A 15,481-nucleotide genomic window follows, 5' to 3' on the forward strand; every position below is an offset into this window, starting at 1 on the left:
CCCTGGCCCATACATGGCCCACAACGACCCCTACCCCCGCCGGATGTCCAGCCCTGCCGTGATCGACGCCACGGGGCTGCAACTTCCTCTTTTCAGACCTCATCTGAGGTAGGATTTGAGGAAGTCGATCACGGAGGCTCGATGCTGAAAAACCCTGCGCAACCGCCTGACAGGTCCACCAAGATCACTCCTCCGACCGAGGCAGACGCTCGCCTTCGGGAGTGGGGACTCTCCGCCGAACATTTTCGGAAAAGTGTCACGTATGGCGACGATGCCCGGAAGCGGGTAGATCAGCCCTGGTATCCGCGGACATACGCAGGCGTGGTCATGTGGGCGGAAACACTCGCAGGGCTCCGTCGTCAACTGAAGAAGTTGCAGCAGGGGTGGAACATAGGCCGGACGGGAAACTACGAAACCGTCTACTCCGAGGAGAAGCGCCTGGCCTTTGCCGTCGTAGCGGGCGACAAATACACTGGTACGCGAGGTAAGCGCCACCCAAAGCTGACCCGGAAGCGAGGACCCAAGACCAGGGAGCGGGTAGAAAGGAACGCAGAATTCGTTCAACCGACTCTCTGGGGAGAGATCGAGGGCACCCGCTCTGCACAGCCACAAAGCTCCGACCTAACTCCTGACGAAGACTGCTCAACGTGGTTCCTCGTCGTCCACGCCGACGAAGACGAGATTCGTTTGGAGATCTCGCTCGCACGGGACCTCGGCGACGGTCTGGTTGGTGAGTGGGTGGAGCGCATCCTCATCCCACCGATCCCTTCATCGGGAGCGGTAGCACCCATAGAGTCAGACGAGGATGACGACGATGACGGAGAATCAATGGTATTCCGGGCTACTTCATGATGAAGGACCGTCATTTAATCCTGCAAGGCTGACATCAGCGAGAGAGCGGAGGGGACTCACAAAACAAGGGCTCGCCGAGCTGTGTAATGTCTCACGGCGTACTGTCACGGCCTGGGAATCCGGGCAGGTGGATTCACCTCCAGTGGAACAAATCGCAGAAGCCCTGTCCCTTCCGCAATCCTTCTTCACTTCCGATGACCCACCCCAGGTAAATGAGGAGTGGGTCACCTTTCGCGCCCTCTCGTCGATGACAGCTCGACAGTTGAGAAGAGTGCTTGCGGTCAGCTCCATGGCAATTGAGCTGAGCGGATGGATCGACAAGCACTACGGCACGCCAATCGCCGACCTACCCGATGTCGCCGATCCGTCAGACGTTCCCCCAGCGGTAGTTGCTGAACAACTCCGGTCGACCTGGGGGTTGCACCAAAAGCCCATCAAGAGCATGTTGGCCCTCCTTGAACGAAGGGGGGTTCGCGTCTTCTCACTCCCGGCTGCCGATCGCGAAATTGACGCCTTCTCCTTCAGATATGAGGGTCGACCTTTCGTATTCCTGAACACAAGCAAGACGGCCGAGCGGACGAGATTTGACCTAGCGCACGAACTAGGTCACTTGGTGCTGCATGAAGCCACGAGCATGAACCTCTCAAAACAAATTGAACAGGAGGCTCATGATTTCGCCGCAAGTTTTCTAGTGCCAGCCGACGGCCTATACGCTCAAGTAGTAGGAAAGCTCCGCCTAGATGACGTATTCCAGCTAAAGAAATACTGGAAAGTTTCAGCCCTTGCCATGGTTGAACGTTTGTACAGGCTTGAGTTTATTTCGGAGTGGAACAGAAGGCAGTGGCTGATCGAGCTGTCCGAACGCGGTTACCGAACCGATGAACCAGATGGAATTCAAGCCGAGCCCTCAAGGTTCTTGACCGACTTGTTCAAGCTAGCTAGGGAAGATGGTTGGACGTCCCGGGTGATTGCTGATCATCTAAGGGAAAGTGAACAAGACCTCGATGCGCTGGTCTTCGGACTGGCCATGGCAGCCGTCCCTGGTGGAGGACAAAAGAGCCCGGCAGTAACAGGACACCTGAAAGTTGTTAAGTAGCGACAACTGCGGGCGTGTAGTTGCCGTGGGCACGGCGGCGGCAGTGTCGCTACCGCCGTGCCCGGCATGCGCGCATCAAGAAAGACAGCGCGCGAGACGTTCTAGCGATCACTTTTGTGGGAGACCATCTGTTCGGGTGTCGCCACACACCGGAACCCGGTGTCGTCGTCGTGCATCGTGTCGTTGGCGTCATTGGGAACGGCAGGCACTCCCCGGAACAAGGGGCTCGTAAAGGCGCTGCCACGAAGTTCGTAGCGGCCTGGCGTGGTCGGCGTTGCGAGCCACTCCCACACGTTGCCCACCATGTCGTAGACGCCGTAAGGCGAGACACCGCTGTGGTAGCGAGAAACCGAAGTCGTGCGCTCCACACCCGTCTCCCTGACGTTGCACTTGGCGGCGGTCTTCTGATCCCCCCACGGGAAAGTGCGCCCAGCGGTGCCGCGCGCCGCCTTCTCCCACTGTTCGGCCGTCGGCAGTGACTTCCCCGCCCACTTCGCATACGCGTGCGCGTCGCGCCAAGTCACGTGTACGACAGGATGATCGTACAGATCCCGGGGACATCGACCGTTCTCCCAGTGCTCAGGCGCACGGTGCCGAGTCGCCGCACAAAATCGCGCGTAGTCAGCATTGGTGGTCGGGAACGTGTCTATGTGGAATGCGTCCACCCACACCGGGTCGTCAACCGCCCCGGACAGGAAGATTCCCTCTGGGACGTAGGCCATAAGCTTCCCGTCTCCAGGATGCTTCACGTAGTCGCCGCTGCTCGTGTGGTCGGCGTCAGGCTCGATGATGGCGTGGGCAGGGATGTCGTCCACCGACAAGATGCCGACGAAGCGACCTTGGGCATCCTTATCCGCCTTGGCAAGCAACGTGTCTAAGGCTGCCTGGTTCACCATGCGAATTGTGGCCCGTTCACCGTCTGCCTCCCAGCGGGAGACGATGCGATCGGACACCCCGAGCTTCTCAGAGAACTCCATCAGGCTCATGCGTACGGCTTCACGTAGTGCCTTGACTTCGCGGCCGGTCCATTTCGTTACGAGTGGCATGGGCTACCTCTGTCGTGAAGCACCGCCCCTGGCAGGGGCGGTGGTACGCCTACAGTCGGTCGCCGGGAATCCCGGCGTACCCGTCGCGCAGTGCATCCAGCACAGGGTGGTTCTGCGGGAACTTCACGTCGTCGAGCGCGCTTACGGAGCGCACGCCGACCGTGGTGTTCGTGGCGAACGCGGCAGCCATGTTCGGGACGTCGGCAAGAGTGACCGGGGCCGTGACCTGCTTGGGGGCGTGCAGGCTCTGGAGCAGGAGCATCGTCGTACCGGGGAGCACGGGGGCATCCGGCCAAACGACCGTTCCGCTCTGGTCAACAAACCCGAGGTTCCACGTGCCGCCTTCGGAGATGCGACCGTCCGGCTCGACGAACACCGCGTCGTCGAAGCCTGCGAGCTGGGCGTCACGTCGAACACGGAGCTGCGAGTACAGGCCGATGTGCTTCACTGCCGCGCTGTCCCGAGTGAAGTTGAAGGACTTGGCGGTAAGCGGGGGCGGGGGCATGGCACCGGCCGGCCGCAGATTCACCAGGACGTGGGGGTCCTTCGCATCGCTCGGGCGCCCCATGTCGATCGCAGGATCGAAGATGGTGACGCGGAGACCCGCCACGCCGGTGAGCCCTTCAGCCGCTTTGCGGATGTAGCTCAGCGTCTTCTCGCGGTCCAACTCGACACCGAAGACGAATCGGCAGTCCCGCTCCAACCGGTCCAAGTGCAGCGAGAGGCCGCGGATGGTCCCGTCCTCCATGCGCATGGACGTGAAGTGACCGTAGTTCGTGAGGGCGAGGCTCTGGAGTTCGTCGAGGGTGACGGGATGTCCGTTCAGTTCAGCCATGCGGCCAGTCTTGCAGCCCCTGACTAGCCGCCAACACCCCGTTAAGCGGCCAAAGTTCGGATTAGTTCGGTGCGGGGGCGGCGGGAGTACGTACTCACGGAGCGCTCACCGGGACACGCTAAGAGCATGATGGCGAACGCACCGCGAGAGACGCTAGGCGCCGGGCTCCCCCTTGGCGGGGCCCACGGCCGCTTCAAGCTGCTTGACGCGCTCGGCGAGGCCGGCGAGTTCGGTCGACACACGTGCGACCTCAGCTTGCAGCTCGGTCAACCGCTGGGCAGCCTGGCGGGGTCCTTGCTCACCAGGCGCCGGGTCACGGACGTAGGTGCCGCTCCCCGTACGACCTTCGACCAACCCCTCTTCTTGGAGTTGTGTGTAGGCGTTCTGCACGGTCATCAGGGCTACACCGAGCTTCTTGGCGTAGGCCCGAGCGCCGGGAAGTCGATCTCCGGGACCGAACGTCCCGTTGGCGATCTCGTCTCTGATTCTGGCTGCGATCTCGCGAGCGTTGGGCTTTCTCTTCGGCTGTGAATCCACCCCGAAAGCGTACTTGACCTAGGTCGTTTTGAACTTGGGTGCTCGATGCCCTTGACGACCCTAATCGACCTAGGTAGCTTTTCCACCAACGCCAATCGACCTAGGTCATTTGATCGGAGGTCGCTTGGCCTGCATGAACAGCGTCCGGATGCACGGCCCGGAGGACGCGCTGTGGAGAACTCAACAGAGTGCCGCCCCAGCCGCATGAACACGTGCGGTCAATGGGGGCGGGTCACCATCCCGACCGCCCATGCCGGGCCGGGTGACCTGCCCGGATCTGCTTTCAGTGCAGATACCGGCACTGCGTGATCTGACATCCGCAGAACCTTCCGTGGCATGTGCCACAAGCCAGCCCTTCCGCCGCGCGCCCCGCGGCGGCCGGTTGCCTCCGCTGCTCGTCTCGTACGAGCAGCGCTGAGGGGAGCCGGATGCACCGACTTCAACGGCGAGCAGCCCCGGGTGGCTAGACCCGGGGCTGCGTTACGGGCCGTTCCTACGATTAGGGAGTCACGACCCAATGGAACACATCGTTACTGTTCAGGACGCTGTTACCGCGTTCGCCTCGTGGATGGAGCCGACGGACGCGGAGCTGGACGCGATCGAGCGTGAGGCGCCGCTGATCGACGCGGAGCTGGAGTTGCTGGACGTGCAGCTCATGCTGCTGGACCGGCCGGCGTCCGCGCTCGGGGAGCGGCGGCTGCGCCGGGCGACGAACAAGGTGCTCGCGGAGCGGGCGACGCTGGCCAACCGCGTCACCGCGGGTGAGGTCGCCTGATGCGAACCGACTACGGAACACCTACCGCAACGTCCTTGGCTGAGCAGGCAACCGTGCTGGTCGCGCTGGCCGGACTGGCGGTCAGCCACCCGAACCTGCCGGGCGCCTACTTCTCGTTCTCTGACGTGCTGCCCGACGAGGTGGGCGTTCAGCTCGACAGCCCGAACAAGGTCGAGGCATGGCGCGAGGCTCTCAATGTGCCTGCTGATCAGGTCACCATCCGGATCCGAGATGAGCGGGTGACGCTGCGATTCGAGGTCACCGCCTACGGGGTTCAGTTCCGCGTCTATGCCGTCTACGACACCACGACGCCGGCCGGGGAGGTGGCAGCCGATGCTGTCCTGGCTCCCTGAGATTCCGTCCGGACCGTGGCCGTGGCTGGCCGGCTCAGTCGCCGTGCTCGCCCTGGTCGTGTGGGGCGTGGGCCAGCTGCGGAACTCTTCGTGGCTGTCCGGGATCGGCCCGCAAGCCGTGGTCGCGCTCGGTGGTGTGGCGGTCAGTGTGCATGGCCTGTGGGGCTTTGCCACACAGACCAGCGCGCTGCCCACAGCGCTGGCGGTGGCGTTCATCTCGGTATTCGATGCCGCGGAGATGACGCTGCTGGTCATGATGTACCGCGCCGCGGACCCCGAGCAGGGGTGGACGCGGGAGCTGCGGCTGATGCACCGCACCGCATGGCTGCTGGTGGCCTTCTCCGCAGCGATGAACGCGGTGCACGCCCCGAACTGGTGGGCCCGCCCCGTGCTGGCCGCAGTGCCGGCACTGGCCGCGTGGCTGATCGAACTGCAACTCCGCAGCAAGCTGCACCACGTCAAGCCCGGCCAGGACGACGACGCACGTCCGGGTCCGGCCCGTTTGGTAGCGCTGCTGTGGCAGCACGCCTGGGCTGAACTCTTCGCCCTGCTCGGTCTGGACGCCCGCACGTCATCGTCCGCGATCGCCCGGGCGGCACTGGTGCAGCGGGCTGCGCTGCGTGTCTACCGGCTGCGCCTGGCCCTTGAGGCAGGGAAGACCCGCAAGGTTGCTCGCCGGCGGCGCAAGGCACAGAAGGCGTTGGACCGTGCCGACGTTGCTGTCGACGCCGGTCAGGCGCTTGCGCTGGCCCGCAGGCTGGCCACGCTCACGGGCGCGGATGCGTTCGCTGCTCTCGACTTCCGCAGGCCCGAAGCGGTCCTGGCTCTGATCGAGGATCTCGCGATCACCCCTGCTGTTGAACGTCAGGAAGTCTCCAGCCTGACGGAGCAGGCGCAGGAGTCGTTGCGGCGCGCGGAAGCCGCGCGGCAGGAGACAGAGGCCGCGCGGCAGCGCGCGGCAGACGAACTGGCCGCCGCGCGCAGCGAGCTGGAAAGGGTCCGGCACGAGCAGGCTGGCCTGCTCGCGCAGGGCAGTGATGCGGTAGGGCGCGTGGAAGCCGCGCGGCAGCAGGAAGCCGATGCGCGGCAGCGCGCGGAGACCGCGCGGCAAGACGAACAGCACGCCCGCCAGCGCGCACAAGAGGTCATCCAGGCAGCGCAGCAGCAGGCGGAAGGCAAGCGGCAGACGCTCGATGCCCTCACGGCCAAGGCGGAGCAGGCACAGGCCGCCTACCAGTCCCACGCCCGCGAGCTGCAGCAGCTCAACGGGCAGATCACAGAGGCCCGCACGCTGTATGAGCGGCTGCGCGCCGATCTTGGCACCCTGCACCCGCAGGCCCCGGACGGTGGCACGAATGGCGGGGAGACGGTGTGGAAGTCGCCGGCCAAGCAGGACGGTTGGACGTACTACCTGCGCGCCCTGAGCGGCCCTGAGCCGGTGGAGCCGACTGCGGGGGATCTGGCGGAGCGGTTCGGTGTGGACCCGGGAAACGCGCGGAACTGGCTGCGCGACTTCCGTGCCGCGCGCGCCGCGCAGATCGCCGCGCAGCCGCGCGTCATGACCACCGCCTGACGCCGTGGCAAGCCTTCCTACCTACCCGTGGCGACTGGCCCCGGAGGGTCTGGCGACGGTGCGGCAGCTTCGGGCGCGCGGCTTACGGCCCGGCGGACAGGACGTCGTCGCGCAGATCGAACGCCCGCGATACCGGCGCGGACCACTGGTCGCCTACCTGTACGAGATCGACAAGGCCAAGCCCGTCCGGCCCATGACGCCGGCGAAATGGGCGGCTCTGGCCAAAGCCAACACCGCGCGCCGCACCTGCCCGCAGTGCAGCAGGGATGCCGGATACGTCATCCCTTCCTCGCTCGGCATGTGCGTGCCCTGCGCCTACCCCGACGACGAACAGCGCGCTGCTTGACCACCGTTGACAGGCCCGGCCGGCAACTTCCTACGGCCCCGGCCGGGCCCTACTCCCCAAAGGAGTGCTCACAGCATGACGGACCTCAGCACTGAGCCGGTAGTAGCACCGGCTCCCCCGGCCACACCGCCCCCGCCCCCTGACACCCCGCCCACAACGGCCAAGGACACGGCGGAGGTGGACCACACACCCGGCGGTTGGCCGGTTGTTCCGCTCGCCCTGTCAGGTGCGAACGGAACGGTCGGCGCCCTCGCCGCCGCGTCCCTGGCCGGCGGGCCGATCGCCGCGGCTGTGGCCGCGACCGGCATGGTCGTCCTCGGCACCATGGCTGCCACCCGCTCCCGTAAGCCCAACCCGCGCCGTGAGGCTCGCCGGGCCGCGGCCCGCACCGCCGGCCGCACGGCCGCCCAGTCCTCCAGGCTCCGCAGTTCGGGCGGTGCCACCCGCGCCGGCTCGGGGAGCCGTTCCGGCGGATCACGTGGCGGCCGATCCGGTAGCAGCGGGTCGGGCAAGGTGCCTGGCCAGCACCGCCGCACTACCGCGGCCCGCCACGGCAGTACAGGGACCGGCGGAAAGTCCGTGAGCAAGACCGGCAGCGGCTTGTCCAAGCATGGCGCGGCCAAGAGCGCGGCAAGCAAGGTCGGGCAGGTCAAGGCTCTGCGGGCCGCGCGGAAGGATGCGGCCGGCTCGCGTAGCGGGCAGCGGGCGCAGCTGACGAACGCCCGGCGCGCGGTTGCTGATGCCCGCCGCAACGCCAAGGCGACCGCAGGCAAGACCGGGCCAGGAAAGCGTGGTACCGGCGGGGGCCGCCTGCTGGGCGGTGCCGTCCGTAAGGCGCGGGCCGCCCGGGATGCGGCGATCGCCAAGCAGCGCAACAAGCGCGACGCGAAGACCGGCGGCACGGTGGCCAAGCAGCGGGCGCAGGTCCGCAAGGCCCCCGCCCGCAAGGCGGCCCGTAGCGCGCTGCGCCGTTCCGCGGCCCGTTTTCACGGCCGGCGACTGCTCGCCGCGCTGCTCGCCCTGCCGGTCGGCCTGCTCGGCTGCCTGTCGACGTGGCTCGGCCGCAAGCTCGGCATCCCCTCCCTGATCCACCCCGGCCGGCGCCTGTACCGCCGCATGGTGCAGAGCGCCGGCGAGCAGCGCGCGGCCCGCGATGAGGCCACGCGGCAGGAGCAGCGCGAGCAGGAGGCCGCCGCGGATGCGGCGGCTGCCAAGGACGGCACGGACGGTATCGCGGACGGCGTTGAACGCCCCGCGGCCACGGTTCCCACCAGCACCAATACCCCTGTGAGTGAAGGAGAGCACGTGTCCGGTTTCCGGTTCGAAGAGGCCGCTGCGGAGATGGAGCAGGCCGCCAACCAGTACGAGCCCGAGAACGCCATGGAGATCCTCGCCATGGTCGAAGGGCTCCCCGCCGCGCTCACCGCGGTCGCCAACGTCATGAAGATCCTCGCGGAGCGCTCCGACTCGGAGTTCCCGCTGGAGAAGGAAGTGGCCGACGGCTTCAACGACATCTTCGGCGCCCTGATGAGCGCGGTCGCTGTCGCGGAGGACATGGGCCCGCTGTTCCGCCAGGCACACGAGCAGGACATCGCCCGCCACGAGGACCCCCGCAACGGCACCGAGGCTGAGAAGGGCTGGAACGTCTGACATGAGCAGCACCGCCACCGCCACCAAGAAGCAGCAGGCGAGCAGTGGCCCGGTGCTGGACTGGAGCGCCGGTCACGGACCCGTGACCGGCGCCCTGTCCGCCACCACCGGAGCCTTCGCCCTCGCCACCACCGGCGCCGCCACCTCCATGCCGCCCGGATGGGCCCTCGCAGTCGGCGCCGCCGGCGCACTCGGCCACACCGTCGCCGGGATCCGCGTCCGCAACGCCGGCCGCACCCTCGCCACCAAAGCCGCATCCTGGCTGGTCGGCGCCGGGTGGACCACGTGGGCCATGACCCACGGCCCGCTCACCTGGACTGCCCTCGGCTCCCTCGCCACCATCGGCGTCGGCATCGGCGCCGCCGCACGCTCCACCGCGCTGTATGAAGAGGCCCGCGAGGACGAAGCCAACGCCGCTGAACAGCGCGCCATCGCAGCGGAGTTGTCCGCGGAACGGCGTGCGATCGCCGCGGAATGGGTCGACCGCATCCAGCGGGTCTGCTCGATCACCGTGCGCGTCGTCGGCGTCGAGATGTGGGAAACCGGTGCCGGGTTCTCCATCGACGCTGAACTCCCGCCCGGCGGCGCCACCTGGAACAAAATCGCAGCCGACTCCCCGCGCCTGTCCGCCGATGCCCGGCTGCCGCACGGCTGCACCGCAACCGCCGGACCTGGCATCCACCAGGGCCGCGTCATCATCGACGTCACCACGGTGAACGTACTGGAACAGGAGCGCACCTACCCCGGCGACTACGGGCCGCTCTCGGTGCACACCGGCATCCCCTGGGGCTACCGCACCAACGCGGAAGAGGTTCTCGCATACCTGCGCGAACAGTGTGCCCTGATCGTTGGCCCGACCGGTTCGGGCAAGACGAACCTGATCCACCTGATCCTCGCTGGGTTCGCCCGCGCTGAGGACATGCTCACGTGGGTGATCGACCTGAACGCCGGATCCGCCGGCCTCCCGTGGGTGCTGCCCGCACTCAACGGGGACATCACGCGGGAGGACGGGAAGCCTGTCCGGCCCGGCGTTGACTGGCTCGCCGGGACGTACGAGGAAGCCCTGACCATGCTCGACGCTGCGGTGCGCGTGGCCAAGCAGCGCAAGATGGGCTACCAGGACCTGCTGTCCAAGGCCAACACCGATCTGCTGCCGGTCAGCGTGAAGATTCCTCAGATCATGCTCGTCATTGATGAGGGCGCGGAGATCCTGGCCAGCACCGACCGGCAGATCCGCAAGCTCGGGGACAAGATCCTCGAAGTGATCCGGATCGCCCGTGCCATGGGCGTGCGCACCGTCATCACCGCCCTCGGGGCCACCGGCGCCGTGCTGAACAACCTGATGATCCGCCGCGAGGCCAAGGTGCGCGTCGCCCTCACCGGCGGTGAGACCGAGGGCATGGACCTCTCCAAGATGTTCCCCGGCAGCCGCGGCCTGCGCGTCGACCAAGCCCCCCACAAGGGTGCGGGATTCATGGGCACCCCTGAGTCGCCGGCGGCGCTGTTCAAGGCGTGGCGGATCCTCCCGAACCAGATCCGGGAGATCACCGCCGCAACTTCCGACCGGCACCCCACGCTCGATGCGGTGTCCGCCAAGGCTGCCGGGCCCGCCTACGCGCGGCGCTGGGATGCTGAGCGCACCGCATGGATGCGCGAGCACGGCGCGACGGACAACGCCGCCGACGCCTCGGCCGGGGCGCCAGGGGGTCTGCGTCTGTCCGCGCTGAGCGAGCAGCAGGAGTCCCCGGAGGACGCGCTCGCGCGGCGCTTCCGGGAGGAGATCGACGCGCAGTTCGGCACCGCACCCGAACCTCACACCACCGATCAGGGTGACGCGTTCGAGCGGCCGACGGGGCTGAACCTGTCCGCGCTGCGGGATGAGCAGGACAGTCCCGCGCAACAGGCCGCGCTCGCGGCACTGATCGCCGCCGGGCCCGAGGGCACCGGAGCGTCCGCGATCGCCCGCGCGCTCGCGGACGCGTTCGGCACGACCCGTCAGACAGTCGTCGGCTGGCTGAAAACGTGGGTGCAGGACGGCACCGCCGTGCGCGTCGGTGAGGGCACCAAAGCCCGCTACGTCCACCGCTCCCACGCGCCCGAGGGCTGATCGCTTGTCGCCTGTCGTCCCTGCTCCATCACATGTCGTCTGAGGGGCCCGTGGGGCTCGGAAACGGCTTGTGAGCTGGGAGGCGACAAGCGACAAGACAAGCGACAAGACAAGGCAGACGACAAGCGGCACGACAAGTGAGACGACAAGCCACACGACAAGCACACCACCCACCGCCCGGGCCCGCGCCACCTGTTGGCACGGGCCCGCGGCGCACCCTAAAGGGAGTCTGAAAATGCGCCAGCACACCCCGCCCGGGCAGATAGCCCCGCACATCCCCGCCGACACCTGGAACCGCGCTCAGGCGACCGGCCAGCCGGTCGTGTTCGTCGTCAACGACACCCCGCCCGCCTTCCCCTGGCAGCGCGTGCTGATCCCGTTCGCGATCGCCGGGGCCGCCGCACTCGGAGCGTGGGGCGTGGTCGCCGCTCTGTGCTGGCTGATGGACGTTGCCGCACACACCGCCACCGTCATCGCGGGCGCCGCCGGACCCATCGGAGTCGGCGGCCTCACCCTCAAACTCGCCCGCGGCAAGAACACCTAGCTGCGCCAAGGGCGGCCCCCATCGTCTCGCCAAAGCCGCGGGGCCGCCCTTGTCCAGCCAGAACCCGTCAAGGAACTGGAGACCTCCAGCATGACCGAACCCACCCACATCCGGCGACCCCACGGCTTACGGCCTCGCCTGCTGGATCTGTACTGCTGCCAGGGCGGCGCCGGCAAGGGCTACGCCGACGCCGGGTTCGACGTGACCGGCGTCGATAAGGACCCCCAGCCCCGCTACCCGCTCCGGTTCATCCAGGCCGACGCAATCGCGTTCGTCCTGGCTCACGGGCCGGAGTTCGACTTCATCCACGCCTCGCCGCCGTGCCAGCACGACAGTGAGTGCCAGCGCATCCAGGGCAACCCTCATCCCGACCTGATCGCCCCGACTCGCGCCGCGCTGGAAGCAACCGGACGCCCGTGGGTGATGGAGAACGTCCGGGGAGCCGTGCGCAAGCTGAACGCCCCGGTGATGCTGTGCGCCACGATGTTCGGGCTGGACAACTACCGGCACCGGTTCTTCGAGACCGGGGGAGGCTTCACCCTCGAACAGCCCGAACACGCCCCGCACACCGTGCCTCAGGCGAAGCTGGGCCGCCCCGTCCCGCCGGGTCACTACGGGCAGTTCGTCGGCAACTTCTCGGGCGTTCCTCTCGCCCGCCGCGTGCTCGGGGTGCCGTGGATGAACCGCGACGGCATCCGCGAGTGCATCCCACCCGCCTACGCCGAACACATCGGGCGGGCCGCCCTGATCTCCCTCGCCCCGGTCCTGGGGGTGGCAGCATGACCAGCACCCACAGCACGGACCTCACGCGCCTCGCTCTGCTCGCCTCGGCCACACAGAGCGCACAGCGCGGCTGGCACGTCATCCCGCTCCGCCCCGGCGGCAAGCGCCCGGCCGGCCACGCAGAGCAGCACTGCCCCGCCACCGGGCGGTGCACGGACGGCCACAAGACACCCGAGCAGCGAGCCACCACCGACACGGAACTGCTCACCGCCGCATGGGCAAAGGCGCCGTACAACGTCGGGATTGCCACCGGCCCGTCCGGGCTGCTGGTCATCGACCTGGACACCCTCAAGCCCAAAGACCCGAAAGGAACGCCTGACGGCGCCACTTCCTTGCAAGCGCTCTGCGAGCGCGCCGGGCAGCCCGTACCCGACACCTACCGGGTGCGGACCGCACGCGGTGGAGAGCACCTGTACTTCACCCAACCCCGCGGAATTAGGCTGAACTCCACCGCCGGACGGCTCGCGAAGAAGATCGACACCCGAGGGTGGGGCGGATACGTCGTCGCCCCCGGCAGCACCACGGCAGACGGCACGTACACGGTCCTGGAGCACCGCGAGCCTGCCCCACTGCCGGACTGGCTGCGCGACGCTCTGGCAACCGCTCCCGCCGCTGCGCCGGGGCCGCTGAGGCTTCCTGTCGTGGCGGGCAGTCTCGCGGCGCAGGCGGCGCTGGAAGCCGAGTGCGCCGCGGTGGCTGCTGCTGCGGATGGCACGCGGAACACGGTGCTCAACCGCAGCGCCTTCAAGGTGGGGCGGTTCGTCGCGTGGGGCGACCTTCCGCGGCACGTGGTCGAGGAGGCCTTCCAGGTGGCGGGGGAGTCGACCGGTCTCGCCGCTGCCGAGTGCCGCGCCACGATCCGCAGCGCCCTGGACGGCTCCATCCGCACCGCCCGCCCGCGGGAAGCCGCATGAGCGCCCCCAACTCCCCCCACCTGGAAGGCCAACCCCAATCCGCCACCGGCCCGCGCCCCGCCCGACTGGCCGGACTCCAGGCGGTCGTGGGCGAACCGAAGGTCGCCGCCCGCAAGGGCGTCCCTTCTTCCCTTCGCTCTCAGAAGTTCCGCAGCGACCAAGCCCATCACAGCACCCCCGACCCCACCCCCGATCAGCCCGGAATCCGCATCTACGCCCCACCGGTCTACCGGGACCACTGGGACGGAGCCCGCTGGTCCAAGCGCCCCGGCGACACCCCCAACGCCGCCTACGCCTGCACCTGCGGACAGACCAGCACCGCCACCGGTGCACCGAAGGTGACCGCGCTCGTGGCCGAGTACGCCGACCACACATCCGCCTGCACCGGGACACCCGCATCTCTGCCTGAAAGGAGGGCTGCCGCATGACGAAGATCATCGACGGGGCCGCGCTGCTGGACGAGGTGGAAGCCTTCCATCGCCGCTTCAACGTCTTCCCCACCGAACATGCCTACGTCGCCGTAGCGCTGTGGGATGCACACGCGCACCTGATCGAAGCGCTCGACGGCACCGCCCGCATCGCTTTCCTCAGCCCCGAACCGGGATCGGGAAAGTCGCGGGCACTGGAGATCATCGAAACCCTCACACCGCGCGCTGCGACCACCGTCAACGCCTCCGCCAACGCCTTGTTCCGGCTGGTCGCGGCCGACGCGGGGACACCGACGCTCCTGTTCGACGAGATCGACACCGTGTTCGGCCCCAAGGCAGGCGGGAACGAAGAGGTTCGCGGGTTCCTCAACTCCGGCTACCGGCGCGGCGCCAAGTCCCTGCGCTGTACCGGCGACGGATCCGACCAGAAGGCAGCCTTCTTCCCCTCCTTCTGTGCCGTCGCTATGGCAGGACTCGGCTCGCTGCCCGACACGATCCTGACCAGGTCAGTCATCATCCGCATGCGGAAAAAGGCACCCAACGAGAAGTGCGAGCCGTATCGGCGCCGCGTCCACGAGAAGCAAGGGCACGTCCTGCGGGACCGGCTCGCGGAGTGGACCGCCACCATCCATGACCAGATCGCAGACGCGTGGCCGGAGATGCCCGAGGGCGTCACGGACCGGCCGGCCGACGTGTGGGAGCCGCTGCTGGCGGTTGCGGACGCGGCCGGCGGGCACTGGCCCGAGAGGGCCCGTGCCGCCTGTGTCGCACTCATCAAGGCCGCGTCGCAGGGCGATGAGGCATCCCTGGGAGTGCGCCTGCTGACCGACCTGCGCGACAAGGTGTTCTGCGGTGCCGACCGCATGCCCACCGCCGCGATCCTCGAAGTCCTTTTGGGGCTCGATGACGCGCCGTGGGGCGACCTGAGCAACGACGGCCAGAGCCTCAAGCCGCTCACCGCGCGCGGCCTGTCCAAGCTCCTGAGCCAGTACGTGCGCCCGGACGACACCCCCATCAAGCCCCGCGGTATCCGGGTGGGCAGCGGCACCCCGAAGGGCTACTACGCGGAGGATCTCAGCGACGCGTGGAACCGCTACTGCCCCCCTCTCCCCGGAGATTCCGCAACATCCGCAACGTCCGCAACACCGCAGGTCAACGGGGGTGAATCTGTGGCGGATACCCCTTCTGAGAACCGCCACATGCTCGCGGAAACCGACACACGCCAACTCCGCATCGCCGGCTGAACAGCCCACATCCCACGGTCCCGCCGCGCCGCCGCGTGGCGGGACCTATCCGCAACAGAAACGGCATCCGCCACAGATTCAAGCCGCTGACCAGCAATGTTGCGGCGTGGCGGATGTTGCGGATCCCCCAGAAGGCCCGAGACGAGGAGTCGCAACGATGGCTCGCCCCAAAATGCTCAAGCTCCCCGAAGTCCTCGAAGAGATCGAAATGAGCCGCGCCGCCTTCTACCGCATGCGCGCCCGTGGTCAAGCACCGCGCCTCCAGAAACTCCCCAACGGTCAGCTCCGTGTCAGCCGCGCCGACCTTGACGCCTGGTGGGCGTCCTGCGAGGAACGCGCCGCGTAAATCCGTTCCCTTCACCGGGGCCCGCGCTGAGCGCGGGCCCCTCGTTCTGTCT

At 67.7% G+C, this 15,481-nt stretch carries 17 protein-coding genes; 14 read left to right on the forward strand and 3 right to left on the reverse strand.

The genetic code is table 11. The annotated features are described in order from the left end of the window. The first annotated feature begins 141 nt into the window (after positions 1–141). Together ACWD11_RS26355 and ACWD11_RS26360 are read left to right on the forward strand one after the other, a co-directional pair. A complete protein-coding gene (locus ACWD11_RS26355; RefSeq protein ID WP_451285906.1) occupies positions 142–852 on the forward strand; it encodes a hypothetical protein in 711 nt (236 codons plus the stop codon). Beyond that, the gene (locus tag ACWD11_RS26360) at positions 806–1,948 is read left to right on the forward strand and encodes a helix-turn-helix domain-containing protein (protein WP_451285908.1); all 1,143 of its coding nucleotides are present in this window, start codon (positions 806–808) and stop codon (positions 1,946–1,948) included. Before ACWD11_RS26355 ends, ACWD11_RS26360 begins: the two co-directional genes overlap by 47 nt. Before the next feature lie 101 nt (positions 1,949–2,049). Here ACWD11_RS26360 and ACWD11_RS26365 read toward each other — a convergent pair whose 3' ends face one another. The 3 genes from ACWD11_RS26365 to ACWD11_RS26375 all read right to left on the reverse strand — a co-directional run bounded on the left by ACWD11_RS26365 (position 2,050) and on the right by ACWD11_RS26375 (position 4,366). Continuing rightward, positions 2,050–2,934, reverse strand: a complete 885-nt coding sequence (locus ACWD11_RS26365; protein WP_451285910.1) for an SUMF1/EgtB/PvdO family nonheme iron enzyme — start codon at positions 2,932–2,934, stop codon at positions 2,050–2,052. A 109-nt stretch (positions 2,935–3,043) separates the two neighbouring features. Further along, positions 3,044–3,829, reverse strand: coding sequence for an aminotransferase class IV family protein (locus ACWD11_RS26370; protein ID WP_451285912.1), 786 nt, complete (start codon positions 3,827–3,829; stop codon positions 3,044–3,046). A 153-nt stretch (positions 3,830–3,982) separates the two neighbouring features. After that, complete coding sequence (locus ACWD11_RS26375) at positions 3,983–4,366, reverse strand: GntR family transcriptional regulator (protein WP_451285914.1); 384 nt, start codon at positions 4,364–4,366, stop codon at positions 3,983–3,985. 517 nt (positions 4,367–4,883) lie between these two features. Here ACWD11_RS26375 and ACWD11_RS26380 point away from each other — a divergent pair. The 12 genes from ACWD11_RS26380 (at position 4,884) to ACWD11_RS26435 (ending at position 15,429) form a co-directional block, all read left to right on the forward strand. Then, on the forward strand, positions 4,884–5,141 hold the full coding sequence (locus ACWD11_RS26380; RefSeq protein ID WP_451285916.1) for a DUF6284 family protein: 258 nt from the start codon (positions 4,884–4,886) through the stop codon (positions 5,139–5,141). Between the two features lie 35 nt (positions 5,142–5,176). Further along, complete coding sequence (locus tag ACWD11_RS26385) at positions 5,177–5,494, forward strand: hypothetical protein (RefSeq protein WP_451285918.1); 318 nt, start codon at positions 5,177–5,179, stop codon at positions 5,492–5,494. After that, on the forward strand, positions 5,475–7,067 hold the full coding sequence (locus tag ACWD11_RS26390) for a DUF2637 domain-containing protein (RefSeq protein ID WP_451285920.1): 1,593 nt from the start codon (positions 5,475–5,477) through the stop codon (positions 7,065–7,067). Before ACWD11_RS26385 ends, ACWD11_RS26390 begins: the two co-directional genes overlap by 20 nt. A 4-nt stretch (positions 7,068–7,071) precedes the next feature. Beyond that, positions 7,072–7,413, forward strand: coding sequence for an RRQRL motif-containing zinc-binding protein (locus ACWD11_RS26395; protein ID WP_451285922.1), 342 nt, complete (start codon positions 7,072–7,074; stop codon positions 7,411–7,413). 75 nt (positions 7,414–7,488) lie between these two features. Beyond that, positions 7,489–9,063: a hypothetical protein gene (locus ACWD11_RS26400; protein ID WP_451285924.1), complete on the forward strand. Its 1,575-nt coding sequence runs from the start codon at positions 7,489–7,491 to the stop codon at positions 9,061–9,063. A gap of 1 nt (position 9,064) precedes the next feature. Next, complete coding sequence (locus tag ACWD11_RS26405; RefSeq protein ID WP_451285926.1) at positions 9,065–11,170, forward strand: hypothetical protein; 2,106 nt, start codon at positions 9,065–9,067, stop codon at positions 11,168–11,170. Between the two features lie 235 nt (positions 11,171–11,405). Next, complete coding sequence (locus ACWD11_RS26410; protein ID WP_451285928.1) at positions 11,406–11,714, forward strand: hypothetical protein; 309 nt, start codon at positions 11,406–11,408, stop codon at positions 11,712–11,714. Positions 11,715–11,804: 90 nt separating this feature from the next. After that, positions 11,805–12,497, forward strand: a complete 693-nt coding sequence (locus ACWD11_RS26415) for an SAM-dependent methyltransferase (protein WP_451285930.1) — start codon at positions 11,805–11,807, stop codon at positions 12,495–12,497. After that, positions 12,494–13,411 carry a bifunctional DNA primase/polymerase gene (locus ACWD11_RS26420; protein WP_451285932.1) on the forward strand — a complete coding sequence of 306 codons (918 nt, stop codon included), beginning with the start codon at positions 12,494–12,496 and terminating at the stop codon, positions 13,409–13,411. Before ACWD11_RS26415 ends, ACWD11_RS26420 begins: the two co-directional genes overlap by 4 nt. Further along, on the forward strand, positions 13,408–13,839 hold the full coding sequence (locus ACWD11_RS26425; RefSeq protein WP_451285934.1) for a hypothetical protein: 432 nt from the start codon (positions 13,408–13,410) through the stop codon (positions 13,837–13,839). Before ACWD11_RS26420 ends, ACWD11_RS26425 begins: the two co-directional genes overlap by 4 nt. Continuing rightward, positions 13,836–15,083 (forward strand): DUF3631 domain-containing protein, encoded by a 1,248-nt coding sequence (locus ACWD11_RS26430; protein ID WP_451285936.1) that lies wholly within the window; start codon positions 13,836–13,838, stop codon positions 15,081–15,083. The genes ACWD11_RS26425 and ACWD11_RS26430 overlap by 4 nt, the downstream gene beginning before the upstream one ends. A gap of 157 nt (positions 15,084–15,240) precedes the next feature. Next, the gene (locus tag ACWD11_RS26435) at positions 15,241–15,429 is read left to right on the forward strand and encodes a helix-turn-helix transcriptional regulator (RefSeq protein WP_451285938.1); all 189 of its coding nucleotides are present in this window, start codon (positions 15,241–15,243) and stop codon (positions 15,427–15,429) included. Positions 15,430–15,481 lie beyond the last annotated feature (52 nt).

This window comes from Streptomyces sp. NPDC002776 (assembly GCF_053592195.1).

What these genes read in the sequence shown, in the direction of transcription:
- ACWD11_RS26355 (WP_451285906.1), top strand. Translation starts at nt 142, where the DNA reads ATGCTGAAAAACCCTGCGCAACCGCCTGACAGGTCCACCAAGATCACT.
- ACWD11_RS26360 (WP_451285908.1), top strand. Translation starts at nt 806, where the DNA reads ATGACGACGATGACGGAGAATCAATGGTATTCCGGGCTACTTCATGAT.
- ACWD11_RS26365 (WP_451285910.1), bottom strand. Translation starts at nt 2,934, where the DNA reads ATGAGCCTGATGGAGTTCTCTGAGAAGCTCGGGGTGTCCGATCGCATC.
- ACWD11_RS26370 (WP_451285912.1), bottom strand. Translation starts at nt 3,829, where the DNA reads ATGGCTGAACTGAACGGACATCCCGTCACCCTCGACGAACTCCAGAGC.
- ACWD11_RS26380 (WP_451285916.1), top strand. Translation starts at nt 4,884, where the DNA reads ATGGAACACATCGTTACTGTTCAGGACGCTGTTACCGCGTTCGCCTCG.
- ACWD11_RS26390 (WP_451285920.1), top strand. Translation starts at nt 5,475, where the DNA reads ATGCTGTCCTGGCTCCCTGAGATTCCGTCCGGACCGTGGCCGTGGCTG.
- ACWD11_RS26400 (WP_451285924.1), top strand. Translation starts at nt 7,489, where the DNA reads ATGACGGACCTCAGCACTGAGCCGGTAGTAGCACCGGCTCCCCCGGCC.
- ACWD11_RS26405 (WP_451285926.1), top strand. Translation starts at nt 9,065, where the DNA reads ATGAGCAGCACCGCCACCGCCACCAAGAAGCAGCAGGCGAGCAGTGGC.
- ACWD11_RS26410 (WP_451285928.1), top strand. Translation starts at nt 11,406, where the DNA reads ATGCGCCAGCACACCCCGCCCGGGCAGATAGCCCCGCACATCCCCGCC.
- ACWD11_RS26415 (WP_451285930.1), top strand. Translation starts at nt 11,805, where the DNA reads ATGACCGAACCCACCCACATCCGGCGACCCCACGGCTTACGGCCTCGC.
- ACWD11_RS26420 (WP_451285932.1), top strand. Translation starts at nt 12,494, where the DNA reads ATGACCAGCACCCACAGCACGGACCTCACGCGCCTCGCTCTGCTCGCC.
- ACWD11_RS26425 (WP_451285934.1), top strand. Translation starts at nt 13,408, where the DNA reads ATGAGCGCCCCCAACTCCCCCCACCTGGAAGGCCAACCCCAATCCGCC.
- ACWD11_RS26430 (WP_451285936.1), top strand. Translation starts at nt 13,836, where the DNA reads ATGACGAAGATCATCGACGGGGCCGCGCTGCTGGACGAGGTGGAAGCC.
- ACWD11_RS26435 (WP_451285938.1), top strand. Translation starts at nt 15,241, where the DNA reads ATGGCTCGCCCCAAAATGCTCAAGCTCCCCGAAGTCCTCGAAGAGATC.